This is a genomic window from Comamonas sp. A7-5 (genome assembly GCF_039581385.1).
Classification (GTDB): Bacteria; Pseudomonadota; Gammaproteobacteria; order Burkholderiales; family Burkholderiaceae_C; genus Comamonas; species Comamonas thiooxydans.
In genome coordinates this window covers 147,019-165,347 of record NZ_JBCPWO010000007.1, presented here as the reverse complement: position 1 = coordinate 165,347, position 18,329 = coordinate 147,019, and the positions used below count along the sequence as shown (strand labels likewise).

Annotated in this window: 19 protein-coding genes; 12 read left to right on the top strand and 7 right to left on the bottom strand. The window is 61.0% G+C overall.

The window, feature by feature from the left end; translation table 11 throughout:
* Positions 1 to 11 precede the first annotated feature (11 nt).
* The 8 genes from atpB to AAIL67_RS14755 all read left to right on the top strand — a co-directional run bounded on the left by atpB (position 12) and on the right by AAIL67_RS14755 (position 6,732).
* On the top strand, positions 12 to 875 hold the full coding sequence (gene atpB, locus AAIL67_RS14790; protein WP_003065408.1) for a F0F1 ATP synthase subunit A: 864 nt from the start codon (positions 12 to 14) through the stop codon (positions 873 to 875).
* Positions 876 to 921: 46 nt separating this feature from the next.
* Complete coding sequence (gene atpE, locus AAIL67_RS14785) at positions 922 to 1,173, top strand: F0F1 ATP synthase subunit C (protein WP_003059376.1); 252 nt, start codon at positions 922 to 924, stop codon at positions 1,171 to 1,173.
* 35 nt (positions 1,174 to 1,208) lie between these two features.
* A complete protein-coding gene (locus tag AAIL67_RS14780; RefSeq protein WP_003065405.1) occupies positions 1,209 to 1,679 on the top strand; it encodes a F0F1 ATP synthase subunit B in 471 nt (156 codons plus the stop codon).
* Positions 1,680 to 1,691: 12 nt separating this feature from the next.
* Positions 1,692 to 2,231 (top strand): F0F1 ATP synthase subunit delta, encoded by a 540-nt coding sequence (locus AAIL67_RS14775; protein WP_003065404.1) that lies wholly within the window; start codon positions 1,692 to 1,694, stop codon positions 2,229 to 2,231.
* Positions 2,232 to 2,276: 45 nt separating this feature from the next.
* The gene (gene atpA / locus AAIL67_RS14770) at positions 2,277 to 3,836 is read left to right on the top strand and encodes a F0F1 ATP synthase subunit alpha (RefSeq protein WP_034359061.1); all 1,560 of its coding nucleotides are present in this window, start codon (positions 2,277 to 2,279) and stop codon (positions 3,834 to 3,836) included.
* A gap of 18 nt (positions 3,837 to 3,854) precedes the next feature.
* Positions 3,855 to 4,721 (top strand): F0F1 ATP synthase subunit gamma, encoded by an 867-nt coding sequence (gene atpG, locus AAIL67_RS14765; protein WP_003065400.1) that lies wholly within the window; start codon positions 3,855 to 3,857, stop codon positions 4,719 to 4,721.
* 34 nt (positions 4,722 to 4,755) lie between these two features.
* On the top strand, positions 4,756 to 6,165 hold the full coding sequence (atpD, locus tag AAIL67_RS14760) for a F0F1 ATP synthase subunit beta (protein WP_003065399.1): 1,410 nt from the start codon (positions 4,756 to 4,758) through the stop codon (positions 6,163 to 6,165).
* Between the two features lie 150 nt (positions 6,166 to 6,315).
* Positions 6,316 to 6,732 carry a F0F1 ATP synthase subunit epsilon gene (locus tag AAIL67_RS14755; RefSeq protein ID WP_003059364.1) on the top strand — a complete coding sequence of 139 codons (417 nt, stop codon included), beginning with the start codon at positions 6,316 to 6,318 and terminating at the stop codon, positions 6,730 to 6,732.
* A 164-nt stretch (positions 6,733 to 6,896) separates the two neighbouring features.
* Here AAIL67_RS14755 and AAIL67_RS14750 read toward each other — a convergent pair whose 3' ends face one another.
* Positions 6,897 to 7,166, bottom strand: a complete 270-nt coding sequence (locus tag AAIL67_RS14750; protein WP_034359063.1) for a hypothetical protein — start codon at positions 7,164 to 7,166, stop codon at positions 6,897 to 6,899.
* Between the two features lie 141 nt (positions 7,167 to 7,307).
* Here AAIL67_RS14750 and AAIL67_RS14745 point away from each other — a divergent pair, with 141 nt between their 5' ends.
* Complete coding sequence (locus AAIL67_RS14745; protein WP_063665409.1) at positions 7,308 to 7,982, top strand: cold shock and DUF1294 domain-containing protein; 675 nt, start codon at positions 7,308 to 7,310, stop codon at positions 7,980 to 7,982.
* A 44-nt stretch (positions 7,983 to 8,026) separates the two neighbouring features.
* On the opposite strand, the gene AAIL67_RS14740 is transcribed toward AAIL67_RS14745, so the two are convergent.
* Genes AAIL67_RS14740 through AAIL67_RS14730 form a run of 3 tightly spaced genes read right to left on the bottom strand, consistent with a single transcriptional unit; the run spans position 8,027 to position 10,142 of the window.
* Entirely contained in the window at positions 8,027 to 8,566 is a 540-nt protein-coding gene (locus tag AAIL67_RS14740; RefSeq protein WP_034359067.1) for a TPM domain-containing protein, read from the bottom strand.
* Position 8,567: 1 nt separating this feature from the next.
* Positions 8,568 to 9,500, bottom strand: a complete 933-nt coding sequence (locus AAIL67_RS14735) for a YgcG family protein (protein WP_343484292.1) — start codon at positions 9,498 to 9,500, stop codon at positions 8,568 to 8,570.
* 24 nt (positions 9,501 to 9,524) lie between these two features.
* Entirely contained in the window at positions 9,525 to 10,142 is a 618-nt protein-coding gene (locus AAIL67_RS14730; RefSeq protein WP_003065385.1) for a LemA family protein, read from the bottom strand.
* 115 nt (positions 10,143 to 10,257) lie between these two features.
* Between AAIL67_RS14730 and AAIL67_RS14725 the strand changes: the two genes are divergently transcribed.
* Genes AAIL67_RS14725 through AAIL67_RS14715 form a run of 3 tightly spaced genes read left to right on the top strand, consistent with a single transcriptional unit; the run spans position 10,258 to position 12,568 of the window.
* Positions 10,258 to 11,013 carry a hypothetical protein gene (locus tag AAIL67_RS14725; protein WP_343484291.1) on the top strand — a complete coding sequence of 252 codons (756 nt, stop codon included), beginning with the start codon at positions 10,258 to 10,260 and terminating at the stop codon, positions 11,011 to 11,013.
* Complete coding sequence (locus tag AAIL67_RS14720; protein ID WP_343484290.1) at positions 11,010 to 11,981, top strand: alpha/beta fold hydrolase; 972 nt, start codon at positions 11,010 to 11,012, stop codon at positions 11,979 to 11,981. Before AAIL67_RS14725 ends, AAIL67_RS14720 begins: the two co-directional genes overlap by 4 nt.
* Positions 11,982 to 12,010: 29 nt before the next feature.
* Positions 12,011 to 12,568 (top strand): DUF2946 family protein, encoded by a 558-nt coding sequence (locus tag AAIL67_RS14715; protein ID WP_343484289.1) that lies wholly within the window; start codon positions 12,011 to 12,013, stop codon positions 12,566 to 12,568.
* An 88-nt stretch (positions 12,569 to 12,656) separates the two neighbouring features.
* Here the strand turns inward: AAIL67_RS14715 and AAIL67_RS14710 are convergent, their stop codons facing one another.
* From AAIL67_RS14710 to AAIL67_RS14700, 3 genes are all read right to left on the bottom strand, one after another.
* Positions 12,657 to 13,520, bottom strand: a complete 864-nt coding sequence (locus tag AAIL67_RS14710; protein WP_034394903.1) for a c-type cytochrome — start codon at positions 13,518 to 13,520, stop codon at positions 12,657 to 12,659.
* A 199-nt stretch (positions 13,521 to 13,719) separates the two neighbouring features.
* Positions 13,720 to 15,153, bottom strand: coding sequence for an efflux transporter outer membrane subunit (locus AAIL67_RS14705; RefSeq protein WP_034359075.1), 1,434 nt, complete (start codon positions 15,151 to 15,153; stop codon positions 13,720 to 13,722).
* Complete coding sequence (locus AAIL67_RS14700) at positions 15,146 to 18,325, bottom strand: efflux RND transporter permease subunit (protein ID WP_034359077.1); 3,180 nt, start codon at positions 18,323 to 18,325, stop codon at positions 15,146 to 15,148. The genes AAIL67_RS14705 and AAIL67_RS14700 overlap by 8 nt, the downstream gene beginning before the upstream one ends.
* Positions 18,326 to 18,329 lie beyond the last annotated feature (4 nt).

The window sequence follows — 18,329 nt, the reverse complement described above, 5'->3', positions numbered from 1 at the left end:
GAGAGTTGACGATGGCCGCTGATGCGCACGCCCCAACTGCAAGTGAATACATCGTTCACCACTTGCAACACCTGCAAAACATCAAGCAGAAGTCCGTCATTGATTTCTCAGTCATCAACTACGACTCGATCGTGGTGGCTGGCGTTCTGGGTCTGCTCGGCATCTTCGTGCTCTGGCTGGCTGCCCGCAAGGCGACTTCCGGCGTGCCCGGCCGCTTCCAGGCCGCCGTGGAAATCCTGGTCGAGATGGTGGACAACCAGGCCAAGGCCAATATCCACAACGCCCAATCGCGCAAATTCATCGCTCCTCTGGCACTGACCGTCTTCGTCTGGATCTTCCTGATGAACGCCATGGACATGCTGCCCGTGGATCTGCTGCCCTATCTGTGGCAAGGCGCTACCGCCGACGAACACGCCTACCTGCGTGTTGTGCCCACCGCCGACCTGTCCACCACGCTGGGCCTGTCCTTCGCCGTGCTGGTCCTGTGCCTGTTCTACAGCGTGAAGATCAAGGGCATGGGCGGCTGGGCGCATGAACTGGTGACTGCACCGTTCGGCACTTCCAAGAATCCCGTCTTCGCCCTGATCCTGGGCGTGGTGAACCTGCTGATGCAGGTGATTGAATACGTTGCCAAGACCGTGTCGCATGGCATGCGACTGTTCGGCAACATGTACGCTGGTGAGTTGGTGTTCATGCTGATTGCCCTGATGGGTGGTGCGGCGGCTATGTCGCTCTCTGGTGTGTTGCTCCCCGTGGGGCACATCATTGCAGGCTCTATCTGGGCAATCTTCCACATCCTGGTGATTACCCTGCAGGCCTTCATTTTCATGATGCTGACGCTGATTTACCTCGGCCAGGCACATGAAGCTCACTGACCTTTCCCTCTTCAACCTTTCTTTCCTTTAATCCCTAGGAGTCATCATGGAAAACGTTCTCGGTCTCGTCGCTCTGGCTTGTGGTCTGATTGTTGGTCTGGGCGCTATCGGCGCTTCGATCGGTATCGCCCTGATGGGTGGCAAGTTCCTGGAATCTTCGGCACGTCAGCCTGAGCTGATCAACGAACTGCAAACCAAGATGTTCATCTTGGCTGGTCTGATCGACGCCGCCTTCCTGATCGGTGTTGCTATCGCCCTGCTGTTCGCTTTCGCCAACCCCTTCCAACTGGTGGCCTAAGCTCCGATCAACGCCCTAAATAGAAAGGTGTTGCCGTGAGTATCAACGCGACCCTGTTCGTTCAGGCCATTGTTTTCCTGATCCTGGTGCTGTTCACGATGAAACTCGTGTGGCCCCCGATTGCGAAGGCACTGGATGAGCGAGCCCAGAAAATCGCCGATGGCCTCGCTGCTGCCGACAAGGCCAAGACCGAACTGACCGCTGTCAACAAGCGTGTCGAACAGGAATTGGCCCAGACGCGCAACGAAACAGCTTCGCGGCTTGCGGACGCCGAACGCCGCGCCCAGGCCATCATTGAAGAAGCCAAGGCCCGCGCGACAGAAGAAGGCAACAAGATTGTTGCTGCTGCCCGCGCTGAAGCTGACCAGCAAGCCATTGCTGCCCGTGAAGCCCTGCGTGAGCAAGTGGCAGCGCTGGCCGTCAAGGGTGCCGAGCAGATCCTGAAGAAGGAAGTCAATGCCGGTATCCACGCTGATCTGCTGAACCGCCTGAAGACAGAGCTGTAAGGAAAGCAAAAAATGGCAGAACTCGCCACCATTGCCCGCCCTTACGCCGAAGCATTGTTCAAAGCCTGCGCCGACAAGGCTGCAGACTTGAACAGCACTGTCGCTTGGGTGGAGGAATTGGCGGCGATTGCCGCCAATCCGCAATTGCGCCAACTGGCCGACAACCCGAACGTGAGCGACGCGCAAGTGTTCGATCTCATCACGGGTGTGGCCAAGTCGGCATTGCCCGAGTCCGCACGCAACTTCCTGCGTGTGGTCCTCGAAAACGGCCGTCTGGACGTGCTGCCTGAAGTGGCAGCCCAGTTCCGCAGCCTCGTGAACAGCAAGAGCGGCTCTTCGGATGCCGTGGTGTACAGCGCTTTCCCGATTGAGGATGCAGCGCTGGCCGAGCTTGGCGCCACGCTGGAAAAGCGCTTTGGCCGCAAGCTGAATCTCACCGTGAAGCTCGATGAATCGCTGATCGGTGGCGTTCGCGTCGTGGTGGGCGACGAGGTGCTGGACACCTCCGTCAAGGCCCGTCTGGAACAAATGAAAGCGGCCCTCACCGCGTAATGCGCTTGAGGTCTCGGCTAACACACAAGAAAGAAGGAAAGAGTCATGCAACTCAATCCCGCAGAAATTTCTGAACTGATCAAGAGCCGCATCGAAGGGCTGGCTGCTAGCACTGACGTCCGTAACCAAGGCACCGTGGTGTCGGTGACTGACGGTATCGTGCGCGTGCACGGCCTGTCGGACGTGATGGCTGGCGAAATGCTGGAATTCCCAGCAGGCGCCGACGGTCAACCCACTTACGGTCTGGCTCTGAACCTGGAGCGCGACTCCGTGGGCGCCGTGATTCTGGGTGCTTACGAGCACATCGCAGAAGGCAACACCGTCAAGTGCACCGGCCGTATCCTGGAAGTGCCCGTGGGTCCCGAGCTGGTCGGCCGCGTGGTGAACGCCCTGGGTCAGCCTATCGACGGCAAGGGCCCCATCAACGCCAAGATGACGGACGTGATCGAGAAGGTCGCTCCTGGCGTGATCGCACGTCAATCCGTGGATCAGCCCCTGCAGACCGGTATCAAGTCCATCGACTCCATGGTTCCCGTGGGCCGTGGTCAGCGTGAACTGATCATTGGTGACCGTCAGACTGGTAAGACGGCTGTCGCTATCGACGCCATCATCAACCAGAAGGGCCAGGGCGTTATCTGTATCTACGTGGCTATTGGTCAGAAGGCTTCTTCGATCAAGAACGTGGTGCGCTCTCTGGAACAAGCCGGCGCGATGGACTACACCATCGTCGTGGCTGCCACCGCCTCTGAATCTGCTGCCATGCAGTACGTGTCGGCCTACGCTGGCTGCACCATGGGCGAATACTTCCGCGACCGCGGCGAAGACGCTCTGATCGTTTATGACGACCTGTCCAAGCAAGCCGTGGCCTACCGTCAAGTTTCGCTGCTGCTGCGCCGTCCTCCCGGACGTGAAGCTTTCCCCGGCGACGTGTTCTATCTCCACAGCCGTCTGCTGGAGCGTGCCGCTCGCGTGAACGCCGACTACGTCGAAGCCTTCACCAAGGGTGAAGTCAAGGGCAAGACCGGTTCTCTGACCGCTCTGCCTATCATCGAAACACAAGCTGGCGACGTGTCCGCTTTCGTTCCCACGAACGTGATTTCGATTACCGACGGCCAGATCTTCCTGGAAACCAGCCTGTTCAACGCCGGTATCCGTCCCGCTATCAACGCCGGTATTTCGGTGTCCCGCGTGGGTGGTTCCGCTCAGACCAAGGTTGTGAAGGGCCTGTCCGGCGGTATCCGTACCGACCTGGCTCAGTACCGTGAACTGGCTGCCTTTGCGCAGTTCGCTTCCGACCTGGACGATGCAACCCGCAAGCAGCTGGACCGCGGTGCCCGCGTGACCGAACTGCTCAAGCAGGCTCAGTACTCTCCTCTGTCGACCGCTCTGATGGCTTCTTCGCTGTTCGCAGTGAACAAGGGCTTCATGGACGACATCGAAGTCAAGCAAGTGCTGCCCTTCGAATCTGGTCTGCACCAGTTCCTGAAGACCAGCCACGGCGCTCTGCTCGACCGTCTGAACGAAAAGCGTGCTTTCGACAAGGAAGGCAAGGACGAAGCTGAACTGACTGCAGCCATTACTGCATTCAAGAAGTCCTTCGCTTAATACCGGCGAGGAGTCATCATGGCAGCAGGTAAGGAAATACGCGGCAAGATCAAATCGGTGGAAAACACCAAGAAGATCACCAAAGCCATGGAAATGGTGGCTGCATCCAAAATGCGCAAGGCGCAGGACCGGATGCTGGCTGCCCGTCCATATAGCGAAAAAATCCGCAACATTGCAGCCCATCTTGGCGAAGCTAACCCTGAATATGTGCATCCGTTCATGCAAGTGAACGATGCCAAGAAGGTCGGCGTCATCGTGGTGACGACCGATAAGGGTTTGTGCGGCGGCATGAACACCAACGTGTTGCGTGTCGTCACCAACAAGTTGCGCGAACTGCAGGATGCGGGTGTTGCGACAGATGCAGTGGCCATTGGCGGCAAGGGACTGGGTTTCCTGAACCGTGTCGGTGCCAAGGTGGTCTCTCACGCTACAGGCTTGGGCGACACGCCTCACCTCGACAAGCTCATCGGGCCTGTCAAGGTGTTGCTGGACCAATATGCTGAAGGCAAGCTGAGCGCGGTGTACCTGGCGTACACCAAGTTCATCAACACCATGAAGCAGGAGTCGGTGGTGGAGCAACTGCTCCCCCTGTCGTCCGAAAAATTGCAAGCCGAGAAGACGGGTGCATCGTGGGAATACATCTACGAACCTGACGCTCAAAGCGTCATCGACGAACTGCTGGTTCGTTACGTGGAGTCCCTCGTGTACCAGGCAGTTGCGGAAAACATGGCGTCCGAGCAATCGGCGCGCATGGTGGCCATGAAGGCCGCTACCGACAACGCCGGCAACGTCATCAGCGAGTTGAAGCTGGTCTACAACAAGACGCGTCAGGCAGCGATTACGACCGAGTTGTCGGAAATCGTGGCAGGCGCAGCCGCTGTGTAAACGGCTTTAACGAACAAACAGATTGGAGCAAAAAATGGCTCAAGTACAAGGCAAGATTGTTCAATGTATCGGCGCCGTGGTGGACGTGGAGTTTGCCCACGGCCAGGTGCCCAAGGTGTATGACGCCTTGAAGCTGGAAGGCTCGGCCCTGACCCTGGAAGTTCAGCAGCAGCTGGGCGACGGCGTGGTGCGTACCATTGCCCTGGGTTCTTCGGACGGTCTGAAGCGTGGCCTGATGGTCACCAACACCGGCAACCCCATCACCGTTCCCGTGGGTAAGGCTACCCTGGGCCGCATCATGGACGTGCTGGGTAACCCCATCGACGAACGTGGTCCCGTGGACCAGACCCTGACCGCTGCCATCCACCGCAAGGCTCCTGCTTACGACGAACTGTCGCCTTCGCAGGAACTGCTGGAAACCGGTATCAAGGTGATCGACTTGGTCTGCCCCTTCGCCAAGGGCGGCAAGGTGGGCCTGTTCGGTGGTGCCGGTGTGGGCAAGACCGTGAACATGATGGAACTCATCAACAACATCGCCAAGGCCCACAGCGGTCTGTCGGTGTTCGCTGGTGTGGGTGAGCGTACCCGTGAAGGTAACGACTTCTATCACGAAATGTCCGACGCTGGCGTTGTGAACCAAGAGAACCTGGGCGAGTCCAAGGTTGCCATGGTTTACGGTCAGATGAACGAGCCCCCAGGAAACCGTCTGCGCGTGGCGCTGACCGGCCTGACCATGGCTGAGTCGTTCCGTGACGAAGGCAAGGACGTGCTGTTCTTCGTGGACAACATCTACCGCTACACACTGGCCGGTACCGAAGTGTCCGCTCTGCTGGGCCGTATGCCTTCCGCCGTGGGCTACCAGCCTACCCTGGCTGAAGAAATGGGCAAGCTGCAAGAGCGTATTACCTCCACCAAGGTTGGCTCGATCACTTCCATCCAGGCCGTTTACGTGCCAGCGGATGACTTGACCGACCCCTCGCCCGCCACCACTTTTGCTCACTTGGACTCCACCGTGGTGCTGTCCCGTGACATCGCTTCGCTGGGTATCTACCCCGCTGTGGATCCTCTGGACTCCACCAGCCGTCAGCTGGACCCCCAAGTGGTTGGCGAAGAGCACTACAAGGTGGCTCGCCAAGTGCAGGGTACGCTGCAGCGCTACAAGGAACTGCGCGACATCATCGCGATTCTGGGCATGGACGAACTGGCTCCCGAAGACAAGCTGACCGTGGCTCGTGCTCGTAAGATCCAGCGTTTCCTGTCTCAGCCTTTCCACGTGGCTGAAGTGTTCACCGGCGCTCCCGGCAAGTACGTTCCCCTGTCTGAAACCATCCGTGGCTTCAAGATGATCGTGAACGGCGAAGCCGACCACCTGCCCGAACAGGCTTTCTACATGGTTGGTACCATCGACGAAGCCTTCGAGAAGGCCAAGAAGCTGGCTGCCTAACTGGCTTGCACCCCCTGAGCGGCTTGCGCCGCTTCCCCCTCTCTTTCAGGAGGGGGACGACGCCCTCGCTGCGGGGCGGCCCTTGCTCGGCGTCTCTGGCTTGGGGTGTGCTTGTTTTAGGACCAGTTTTTACCTTTTCTAGGAGCAAAGATGAACACTATTCACGTTGATGTGGTCAGTGCCGAAGAGTCCATCTTCTCCGGTGAAGCGCGCTTTGTCGCCTTGCCCGGTGAAGCGGGCGAGTTGGGCATTTATCCCCGCCACACACCGCTGATCACCCGCATCAAGCCGGGTTCGGTGCGCATCGAAATGCCTGACGGCAGCGAAGAGTTCGTCTTCGTGGCCGGCGGCATTTTGGAAGTGCAACCCAACTGCGTGACCGTGCTGTCCGACACCGCCATCCGCGGCAAGGATCTGGACGATGAAAAGGCGCAAAAGGCCAAGGCTGCGGCCGAGGAAGCCCTGAAGAACGCCAAGGGCGAACTGGACATCGCTCGTGCGCAGTCCGAGCTGGCCGTGATGGCAGCTCAGATTGCGGCTCTGCGCAAGTACCGCCAGAAGCGTTGATGTGCTGTGCCCATGAGCACATGCCATCAGCAGCAAAAAGCCACCGCATGCGGTGGCTTTTTTTATGGACTGTTGCTGCGGAAATCGAAGCGCACTGTGCTTGTCCCAAAAGGAACTGATCCCGAAACCAGCAGGATTCCGAACCGCGGCAGCGCGCAAGCAGCTTAGCCGTTGCAGGCGGCCTGATAGCCGTAGACCACGGAGCTGTCCTTGGGGTCCACATGGCGTGATTTGCGCACCACGGCCTTGCTGGGGTCTTCGCAGAGGGCTCGGATCTGGGCTTCGCACTTCTTGGGGTCATCCTCCTTGAGCTTGCAGCTCAGTGCGTAGTCGTATTCAGCCGGTGCTTCGGCGCCTCTGGGGCTGATGGAGGAGCAGGCGCTCAGTGCCAGGGCAGAGCTGATGACGGCCAGAGAGAACAGAGATTTCTGCATGCTTGAGTGCTTTCTTAAGAAAATACGGCTGCCCCAAAACTAACACAGCCATGCGGGTAAAAAGGTTTTTTCTGGATGGGGCCCACCTGCTTTTTGCATCACCGGGCCTGTTCGCGGTGCCAAAAACAACAAAGGACATGGATGCGCTACAGCGGTACCTTGACGCAATGGAATGACGAGCGTGGCTTTGGCTGGATAGAGGCCGATGGCGGTGGCGAGCGTCTGTTTGTCCATATCAGTGCTTTTGAGCCGCGCCCGCCCGCAGAGCAGCGTCCTCGGCCCGGTCTGCGCCTGGAGTTTTCCGTCGGCATGGAGCAGGGCAGAAAACGCGCGCTTCAGGTTGCATGGCGCGCTGGCGGCCCAGTGCCTCAGGCACGGTCTTCTTCGGTGCGGCGCAACAGCCCTTCTGCAGGGCGTTTGCAGTCCTCGCGTGCGGTGCCTCAGGGCTGGCATGCCTCCAGTGGCTTCAGCTATGGCGTGTTGCTGGTCTGGCTGCTGATGATGCTGGCCACCGCCGTGATTTGGGGCATACCGCGTATCCTCTGGCTGACCTATGCAGGCCTGAGCATGCTGACCTTCATGGCCTACTGGCAGGACAAATGGGCCGCCCAGAAGGGGCAGTGGCGCACGCCGGAAAACACGCTGCAGACCATGGCGTTGGCCGGAGGCTGGCCCGGTGCCCTGCTGGCCCAGCAGTGGCTGCGCCACAAAAGCAGCAAGACCAGCTTTCAGCTGCAGTTCTGGCTCATGGTCCTGATCAATGTGGCGGCCGTGCTCTGGCTGTGTTCGCCGTATGGGCGACATGTGCTGGCCTGAGGCCTCTGAGGTCTGCAGCCGGTGGGTGCGGCTGCAGAACCGGATCAGCGGTTGCGGCCCGGCAGATGCCTTTGGACCACGGGTGTATCGGGCAGGTTTCGCTGCGTGTTGGCCGCGGATTTGCGCGGGAAATGCGCCTGCAGTTGCCGGTTGACGCGCTCCAGTGCCGATACCAGGCCCATGCTGAAATGCCCGCCCTGGAAGGCGGACTGCATATCGCTGATCAGCGTTTGCCATTGCTCGGCGTTCATGGTGCGGTCCAGTGCGCGGTCGGCCACGATTTCTATGGCGTGGTCGGCCAGCAGCAGGTAGATCAGGACGCCGTTGTTGTGCTCCGTGTCCCAGACATGGAGCTTGGCGAACTGCGAGAGCGCGCGCTCGCGCGCCGTGGCATCGCGCCAGATATAGCTCCAGGGCAGGCCGGCCTCGACGCAGATGCGGACCTGACCGGTGTGGCCCAGCTCGCTTTTGGCGATCAGCAATTCCAGCTCCTTGAGCGTGGCAGGCGGCAAGGCCTTGCGCAGATGCTGTTCGGCCCAGCGGTGTCGCACCAGACGTGCCAGGCGTTGAAAGACATTGCTCATTTCACCAGTCCCCCGAGGCGCCACCGCCACCAAAGCTGCCGCCGCCACCGGAGCTGAAACCGCCTCCCGAGCTGAAGCCTCCCCCGCTGCCGCTGCTCCAGCCGCCGCCCCCGCCGGTACTGATATACGGTCCGCCTCCGCCCCGCGAGAGGTTGGAGAGCAGGGTGAAGATCAGGCCAACAACGCCGGCCACGCCTGCAATCAATAGGCTGGTGGTGATCACATAGGCGGCCGTCCCGGCAATGCCTCCAATGATCAGCGAACCCAGCACGCGGCCGAAGATGGCGCGGGCGACGGCAATCCCGATCGGAAAGCCGAAAAACAGCAGCGGAAGCAGAAAGTCCAGATTTTCGGACCAGGATGGGCCCGACTTGCGCGCCTCGGACTGCGGTGCGGGCAGTTTCTCGCCGTGAATCAGCAGGCTCATCTGCTCGATGGCGGCAGACAGGCCACCCGCATAGTCGTCGGCGCGGAAGCGCGGCTTCATGGCGCCGTCGATGATGCGTGCGGCCTGGATGTCGGGAATCGCGCCCTCCAGCTTGCGCGCCACCTCGATGCGCATGCGCCTGTCGTTCTTGGCCACGACGATGAGAGAGCCGTCGCCTATGTCCTTGCGCCCCAGCTTCCAGTTGCTGGCCACGCGCCAGGCATAGGCGGCAATGTCCTCCGGAGCCGTGGTGGCGACCATGAGCACGGCGACCTGGGCGCCGGTCTCGTCCTCCAGCTTCTTGAGCTGCTCGCTCAGCGCCTGTTGATTGCTCTGGCTCAGCGTGCCGGTCTGGTCGATGACGCGCGCCGTCAGCTCGGGCACGGGCTGCAGCTGAGCGCCTGCGCCACCCTGCGCCAGGGCCGGCAGCGCCGACAGCAGCACCATGCTGGCTAAAACAATAGCTGCAAGCGCTTTGTAGAAAAGGGCTTGAGGCGATGTTTGCATGGGTTTAAAGAGCTGTGCGCGCAACTACTTGCTGCCGGCAGGCGCCGCGGGTGTGGAAAAGTCAACCGCCGGTGGCTGCGAGATCTGGGCTTCGTTTTGCACCGTGAAGGTCGGCTTGACCTTGTAGCTGAATACCTTGGCCGTGATATTGGTGGGGAAGCTGCGCGCCAGCACGTTGTAGGCTTGTACGGTGCCTATGTATTCGTTGCGCGCCACGGTGATGCGATTTTCCGTGCCTTCCAGCGTCACACGCAGATCGCGGAACGCCTGGTTGGCCTTGAGTTCGGGGTATTTTTCCGCCACCACCATCAGGCGCGAGAGCGCGCTGGAGATCTCGCCCTGAGCCTGCTGAAACTTGTTGAAGGCTTCGGGGTTGTTGATCAGCTCGGGCGTGGCCTGAATCGAGGTGGCCTTGGCGCGTGCTTCAATCACCCTGGTCAGGGTCTCCTGCTCGAAGTTGGCCTCGCCCTTGACCGTGGCGACAATGTTCGGGATTAGATCCGAGCGGCGCTGGTACTGATTCAGCACCTCGCTCCAGGCAGCCTTGGATTTTTCATCCAGGCGCTGAAAGTCGTTATAGCCGCAGCCCGTGAGGGAGAGCATGGAGGCCGCAGTTGCGATTGCCAGAAGCCAGCGTTTCATGGGTGTTTCCATTCACGAGATTGAGACGGAAACCATAGCATAAGGCCTTGGCAGGCCAGTGTGCGAGCGCAGCCTGTTGCCCTGTCCGCTGCCCGGTGGCGCTAGCATTGCAATCATGTCCACTGTTTCTCCACTCGATGCCCTGCGTGGCGCACAGCGTCCCGGCCCGAAAACTGCGACCTTGCCGCGCCTGTTGCTGGCCGGGGCCACGGGGCCGCTGGGCAACGAGGTGCTCAGTCGCGTGGTTGGCGCGCAGAACTATGCGCTGGTCCAGGTGCTGGCACGCGAGCCCTATGTCCAGGGCCTGCGTGGCATGGAGTTGCTGACGCAACTGCACGGCGATGTGCAGCAATGGCCTGTGCAGAGCGCCGATGTGGGCCTCATCATGTTTGAGCCTCCGCGTCCCTATTACCAGCGCGAGCGCGCCTTGTGGACGCCCCGGCCCGATCAGCTGCAGGCGGTGGCGCAGTGGATGCAGCGCTGTGGTGTGCATACGCTTGCAGTGGTGCTGCCCCACGATATGGGCAGCCTGCCCCAGGCTTTGAAGCAGGGGCTGGCCAATCTCAATGAGCAAGGCGTGGCCACACTGGGCTTCGAACGGCTGATTTTTGTGCGCTCGGCCAGAGAAGCCCAGAAAATCAATGCAGGCCATTGGCTGCAGCGCACGGCAAAGACCATGCTTTCGGCGCTCAGCTATATGCTGCCGCAGACGGAGCGGCCCGTGCGCGCCATGCATGTGGCCCGTCTGGTGGAGGCAGCCTTGCTCAAGGCACCGCCGGGAATTCATGTGGCTCCGCCTGAACTGGTCTGGCGTGCGGCACAGAAAGACGCCCTGCAGTCAGAGCTGCGGAGCTGGCTGGGTTCCTCATGAATTTCGAACAATTTCGCGCACCTTGGTGGCAGCCCGGAGGTCATGTCCAGACCATTTGGGCTGCACTCTGTGCGAAGGGCGGAGAGTCTCCGACGTGGCGGCGCGAACGCTGGGATACGCCCGATGGCGATTTTATCGATATCGATTTTTCAAGCGGCCTGACAAGTGCAAGCGCTCCCACACTGGTGCTGTTTCATGGCCTGGAAGGTTCTTCCTCCAGCCACTACGCCAAGGCCCTGGCACAGGTCTGCGCGCAGCGCGGCTGGCATCTGGCCGTGCCGCATTTTCGCGGCTGCAGCGGTGAGCCCAATCGCTTGCTGCGTGCTTATCACTCTGGCGACTCGGACGAGGTGGACTGGGTTTTGCGCCGGCTGCAGCAAAGCGCGAGCGGCGAATTGCTGGCAATGGGTGTATCGTTGGGCGGCAATGCCCTTGCGCGCTGGGCCGGGCTGCGGCAGCAGGCGGCTGCAGAACTCGTCAAGGGTGCAGCAGTGATCTGTGCGCCGCTGGACCTGGTGGCCGGAGGCGTCAATCTGGGCCAGGGGCTCAATCGCTGGATCTACACCCCCATGTTCATGCGTACCCTGGTGCCCAAGGCCCTCGCCAAATGGCAGCAGTCGCCGGGGGTGTTCGATAGGGAGCGGCTGCAGCGCGCACGCACCCTGCATGACTTTGACGATGTGTTCACGGCCCCGGTCCATGGTTTCAGGGATGCTGATGATTACTGGAGCCGGGCCTCGGCCAAGCCCCTGCTCAAGCAAGTGGCCGTGCCCTTGTTGCTGCTCAATGCGCGCAACGATCCGTTTGTGCCGGCGCACAGTCTGCCCAGGCCCGATGAGGTCAGTGCCACCGTGCAGCTATGGCAGCCGCCGCACGGCGGACATGTGGGCTTTGCCAGCGGGGCCTGGCCTGCCCATGTGCAGGCCATGCCGCTGGCCGTGACCGAATGGCTGGAGCAGTGGCTCTGAGCGTTCGCAGAATAATCAGGAGATGAGTGATGGATGACATCGTGAAGCAGGCCATGGCGAAATGGCCCAACGTGCCGGCCTGCAGCGGCTGGCTGGGTCTGGATGCGCGCGGCCAGTGGTGGCTCAGAGACGAGCAGGCCCAGGCATGCGGCGCGTTTGCCGGCGGCAAGCCCGGAGCCAGGGGCAATCTGCTGCGCCACGAAAAGCTGGCTGAATTCATCGGTCGCAACTATTTGGCCGAGTCAGATGGTCGCTGGTATTTCCAGAACGGCCCGCAGCGTGTGTATGTGGAGCTGGAGAGTGCGCCATGGATATGGCGTCTGCGATGCACAGAGCATGGCCTGCAGCTGAGCAGCCACACGGGCCAGGAGCTGGCGATCGAACAGGTGCAGCAGGTGCTGCTGGATGAACAGGGGCGGCTTTTCCTGGCGTTGCCGCAGGGCCTGGGCATGGTGCACAGCCTGGACATGCTGGATGCCGCGAATGCGCTGGAAGGCGGCGTGCTGCCCGAGGTGCAGGAGGTCGACAGCGCTTCGCTTCCATTGACGTTTGGCTTTGTGCCTAGCCCGCAGGCTCATCAAGTCTGATCGCTGCCTGTACTGGCGTACAAAAGGCGTCCGGTCAAAAATAACAAAACCGGCCAAAGGCCGGTTTTTGCGGAGCAAAGAGCAGAGCTTACTTGGCTGCATCCACCATGTACTGAATGGCGGCCTTGAAGTCTGCGTCCGAAGCAGTGGAGCCGCCCTTGGGAGGCATGGCCCCAACACCTTGAGTGGCCTTCTGCACCATATCGTCCATGCCCTTGGCAATGAAAGGTGCCCAGGCAGCCTTGTCGCCAAACTTGGGAGCTCCGGCTACGCCACTGGCGTGGCAGGCCATGCAGGTGGTGTTGTAGATGTTCTTGCCCACATCGGAGGCCGCGGCAGCTGCGGGAGCCGGGGCGGATGCAGGTGCTGGCTCGGCGGCTGCAACAGCTGCTGCAGGTGCAGCGGCGACGGGGGCCGCAGGTGCTGCTGCGGGGGCATCACCGGCTGCTGCGCCGGCTGCAGGCTGGGGCTCGGGGAAGTTGGCGCCGGCAGCATTGCTCATATAGACCACGCCACGGGCAATTTCCGTGTCATTGAACTCGCCGCCACCCTGGGCCGCCATTGCACCCTTGCCGGCCAGGGCAGAGTGCACCAGCGTTTCCAGACCCTGCTTGATGCGCGGGCCCCAGGCTGCTGCATCCTGGAATTTGGGTGCGCCGGCTACGCCGGTTTCATGGCAGGCCGCGCATTGCGACTTGAAGACTTCCGCGCCACCGCGCAGAGGGCGGTTGGCATCACGAATTTCTACCGTTCCCACTTTTTGCAGACGCATGGCCTTGGCCATTTCGGCATTGGCCGTGCCTGCGCCCGTGGTGTCGGACGAAGTCACGAACTTGACCAGACCGATGATGACGAAGATGGGAACCACAAACGAGAAGAAGACGGCAAGCAACAGCTGCTTGGGTTTTTTAATGGGGCCTGTATGGGCTTCTTCGTGGTGTTGCTCGCTCATGAAGTCCTCTGAGATCGTGGGATGGGGATGAACAAACCATTATAGAAGTGAGGGTTAAGAACGCCAGTGCACGACGATCCGGGTTGACGGCTGCTGCATAAAGGAGTTGAGTTGGATCAACTTTGTGCAGCCAATTTGTGGCGTGCATGAAAAAAGGCGTCCGAAGACGCCTTGTGTGAGAGTGCAAATCTTGGCCCGATTACTGGGCTGTAGTTGCTGCCGCAGGGTTGTTGCTGGCGCTTGCCTCCGTCCAGCCGCCGCCCAGCACCTTGTAGAGATTGACTTGGTTTTGCAGCTGCGCCAGGCGGACCTGAACCACGGATTGCTCCAGTGCAAACAGTGAACGCTGCGCATCCAGCAGATCCAGGTAGCTGGCCACGCCGTTGGTGTAGCGCAGGTCCGACAGCTTGTAGCGAACCTGCTCGGCCTCCAGCTGACGCGATTGGGCATCAAGCTGATCCTTGAGTGCTCGGCGATTCACCAAGGTGTCGGACACCTCGCGGAAGGCCGACTGAATGGAGCCTTCGTATTGAGCCACGGCAATCTTCTGGCTGGCTTCTGCAACCTGCAGATTGGCGCGATTGCGGCCTGCATTGAAGATGGGCAGATACAGCGAAGGCGCAATCGTGAACGCCGCAGAGTCCGACTTGAGCAGATCGGAGATGTCGGAGCTTGCGAAACCTGCCGAGGCGGTCAGGGAGATGTTCGGGAAGAACAGCGCACGTGCCGCACCAATGCTGGCATTGGCGGCAATCATGCTTTGCTCGGCCTGACGGATGTCGGGCCGGCGCAGCAGCAGGTCAGAAGGCAGGCCCGAAGGAACATCGGCCAGGGCAGGCAGATCGCGCAGTTGCTTGCCTTGCATGCTGGTCATCAGATCGGCAGGCAGAGTCTGGCCCACGAGCAGGGTCAGGGCGTTGACGTCGCGCTCGCGCTGACCGGCTTGCTGGGCCAGCGTGGCGCGTGCGCTTTCGGTCAGCGACTGAGCCTGGCGGTAGTCCAGCTCGGAAGCGACACCGGAGTCCAGTCGCAGCTTGGTCAGCTTGATGGACTGCTCGCGTGTGCCCAGGGTACGACGGGAAATGGCCAGCAACTCCTCGTCAGCCTGCAGGTTCAGCCAGGTGTTGGCGACCGTTGCAATCAGACTGATCTGGGCCGCTTTGCGGCCTTCCTCAGTCGCCAGATACTGGGCCAGAGCTTGCTGCTTGAGGCTGCCGATGCGGCCCCAGAAGTCAATCTCCCAGCTGGGCATGGAAAGGCCTGCCATGTACGAGTTGGCATAGCGGCCCGTGGCGGCACTGGGCTGGCGGCTGGCGCTGCCTGCCACACCGAACTCAGGAAACTGGGCGGCACGCTGGATCTGGTACTGAGCCTGCGCCTTTTCGATGTTGAGCACGGCCACACGAAGGTCGCGGTTGTTGTCCAGCGCGAGCTGGATCACCTGCTGAAGGCGAGGGTCCGTGTAGAACTGCTGCCATGGGATGTCGGCGGCCGCGGTGGTGCCAGCCTGCTCGTCGGCGGCAGAGTAATGCTCAGCCACCGGAGCGGCAGGGCGCTCCAGCGTGGGGATGAAGGAGCAGCCACTGGCCAGCAGCGCGCCGGCCAGTGCTACGGGTAGCAAGGTTTTATTCATGTTGCGAGCCTCCCTGTGCTGCAGAAGTTGCCGCCGGGGGAGTGGCGTTGGAGTCCTGCTTGGACTTCTTGCCAAACAGATTGAACACGGCCACAAAGAACACGGGCACCAGGAACACGGAGATCGGCGTGCCAATCACCATGCCCCAGAACACACCGGTGCCGATCTCCTTCTGGCTGGCAGCGCTGGCGCCGGAGGCGATGTACAGCGGCACCACGCCCAGAATAAAGGCCAGCGAGGTCATCAGAATCGGACGGAAACGCAGGTGACCGGCTTCCAGCGCGGCTTCCAGCGCGCTCTTGCCTTCCGCATGCAGGTCCTTGGCGAACTCCACGATCAGAATGGCGTTCTTGGCCGACAGACCGATCACCGTGATCAGTGCCACCTGGAAGTAGATGTCGTTGGGCATGCCGCGCATCAGCATGCCGGCCACGGCGCCGAACACGCCCAGAGGCACGACCAGCAGCACGGACAGCGGGATGCTCCAGCTTTCATACAGTGCGGCCAGACACAGGAACACGGCCAGGATGGAGAACGCATACAGCAGCATGGCCGAGGAGCCCGCCTTTTTCTCGTCCAGAGACTGGCCGGTCCACTCGTAGCCGAAGCCGTCGGGCAGTTCCTGGGCCAGCTTTTCCATTTCCTTCATGGCGTCACCGCTGGTAAAGCCGGGCTTGGCCTGACCAGTGATGCTCATGGAGGGGTAGCCGTTGTAGCGTGTCAGCTGCATGGGGCCGCTGATCCACTTGGCGCTGACCATGGTGGAAAGCTCCACCAGTTGGCCTTGCGCGTTGGGCACCGTCAGGCGCATCACGTCCTCGGGCTGCATGCGACGAGCCGCATCGGCCTGGATGGTCACACGCTGCATGAAACCGTTGTTGGGGAAGTCCGTGGAGTTGGACGAACCCAAAGCGGTCGCCAGTGTGGTGGCCAGATCGCCCATGCTCACACGCTGGGCATAGACCGCATCGCGGTTGATGTCGACCTGCCATTGCGGGGCGTCATCCACGCCATCAAAGCGCACGCCGGCCAGAACCGGGCTCTGGTTGGCCTTGGCAACCAGCTGGTTGCGGGCTGCCAGCAAGGCTGCATGACCCTTGCTGCCACGATCCTGCAGGCGGAAGGTGAAGCCATCGCTATTGCCCAGTTCCGAGATGGATGGAGGCACCAGGGTAAAGATGAAGCCATCGCGCAGCGCTGACATGGCGCCCTTGGCTCGGTCGGCGAAAGACGTGGCGTCCGAGCCCGGGGCTGTGCGCTCGGACCAGTCCTTGAGCGTGGTGAACGCCAGACCCACGTTCTGGCCCTGGCCCATGAAGCTGAAGCCCAGAATGCTCACGATGTGATCGACTTCGGGCTGGCTCAGCACAAACTTTTCCAGCTCTGCAACGGTCTTGCTCGTGCGTTCCAGGCTGGCGCCGGGAGGAAGTTGCGTCAGCGAGATGACATAGCCCTGGTCTTCCGTTGGCAGGAAGGCCGTAGGCAGTCGCATGAACATGAAGACCACGCCGGCAATCACCAGCAGATAGACGATAAAGGCTTGAGCGGAGCGCTTGACCACACCGGAGAGTGCGGAAGAGTAGCGCTTCGTGCCTGCGTCAAACTTGCGGTTGAACCAGTTGTAGAACGGGCCGAGCAAGCCGGTCTTCTTGTCGTGCGCGTGGCCCTTGGGAATGGGCTTGAGCATGGTGGCGCAAAGCGCAGGCGTCAGCGTCAGCGCAAAGAAGCCCGAGAAGAAGATCGAGATGGCCATCACCAGCGAGAACTGGCGATAGATGTTGCCCGTCGCGCCGGAGAACATGGCCAAGGGCAGGAACACCGTCACCAGAATCACGGTGATGCCGACCACGGCGCCCTGGATCTGGCCCATGGCCTTGATGGTGGCTTCCTTGGGCGGAAGGCCTTCCTCGGCCATGATGCGCTCGACGTTTTCCACCACCACGATGGCATCGTCCACCACGATACCGATCACCAGCACCATGGCGAACATGGCCAGAATGTTGATGGTCAGGCCGGCCACCAGCATCACGGCAAACGTGCCGAGCAATGCAATGGGGACCACGATGGTAGGGATCAGGGTGTAGCGGATGTTCTGCAGGAAGATCAGCATCACGATGAACACCAGCACGATGGCTTCAAGCAGCGTGTGCACCACCTTTTCGATGGAAATCTTCACGAACTTGGAGGTGTCGTAGGGCGAGGACCACTTCACACCGGCAGGCAGGAAGGGCTCCATCTCGGCCATCTTGGCCTTGACCAGCTTGGCAGTTGCCATGGCGTTGGCCGTCGAGGTCAGCTGCACGGCCATGGCCACGGCGGGCTTGCCGTCCAGACGGGACTCGAAAGCGTAGCTTTCAATGCCCAGTTCGATGCGAGCCACATCCTTGAGACGCACGGTGGAGCCGTCGGAATTGGAGCGCAGAACCACTTCACCGAATTCTTCGGGCGTGGTCAGCTGGCCGGGCACCACGATCGTGGCAGTGGTAGTGGTGCCGGGTGTGCTGGGCAGGTTGCCAAGGGCACCACCGGAGATCTGCTGGTTCTGCGCGGCAATCGCTGCGTTGACCGATGCAATCGACAGACCGAAGCCCTGGAGCTTGGCAGGATCCACCCAGACGCGCATGGCACGACCCGAGGCAAACAGCTGTGCCTTGCCCACGCCGTCCAGACGCTGGATTTCAGGCACCACATTGCGGTTCACGTAGTCGGCAATGTCGTCACGCGAAGTCTCTCCAGACTCGGCCTGGAAGGCCAGAATCATCAGGAAGTTGCTCATGGACTTGTCCACGCGCACGCCCAGGGCCTGAACGACCTGAGGCAGGCGAGGCAGCACGCGCGAGAGGCGGTTTTGCACGTCCACCTGCGCCAGATCGGGGTTGGTGCCTGGAGCAAAGGTGACGGTCAGCGTGCCTTGGCCGCCCGCAGGGGCGGAGGCTTCCATATACATCAGACCTTGCGCGCCGTTGATTTCGCGCTCGATCAGTTGCAGAACGGAGTCCGTCATGGTCTGTGACGTGGCGCCCGGGTAGGTCGCTGTCACGTTGATGGTCGGAGGTGCGACCGATGGGAACTGTGCCACCGGTAGCTTGGTGATGGAGATCACGCCCGCAATGATCACGAAAATCGCGATCACCCAGGCAAAGATCGGTCTGTGGATGAAAAACTTTGACATGGAT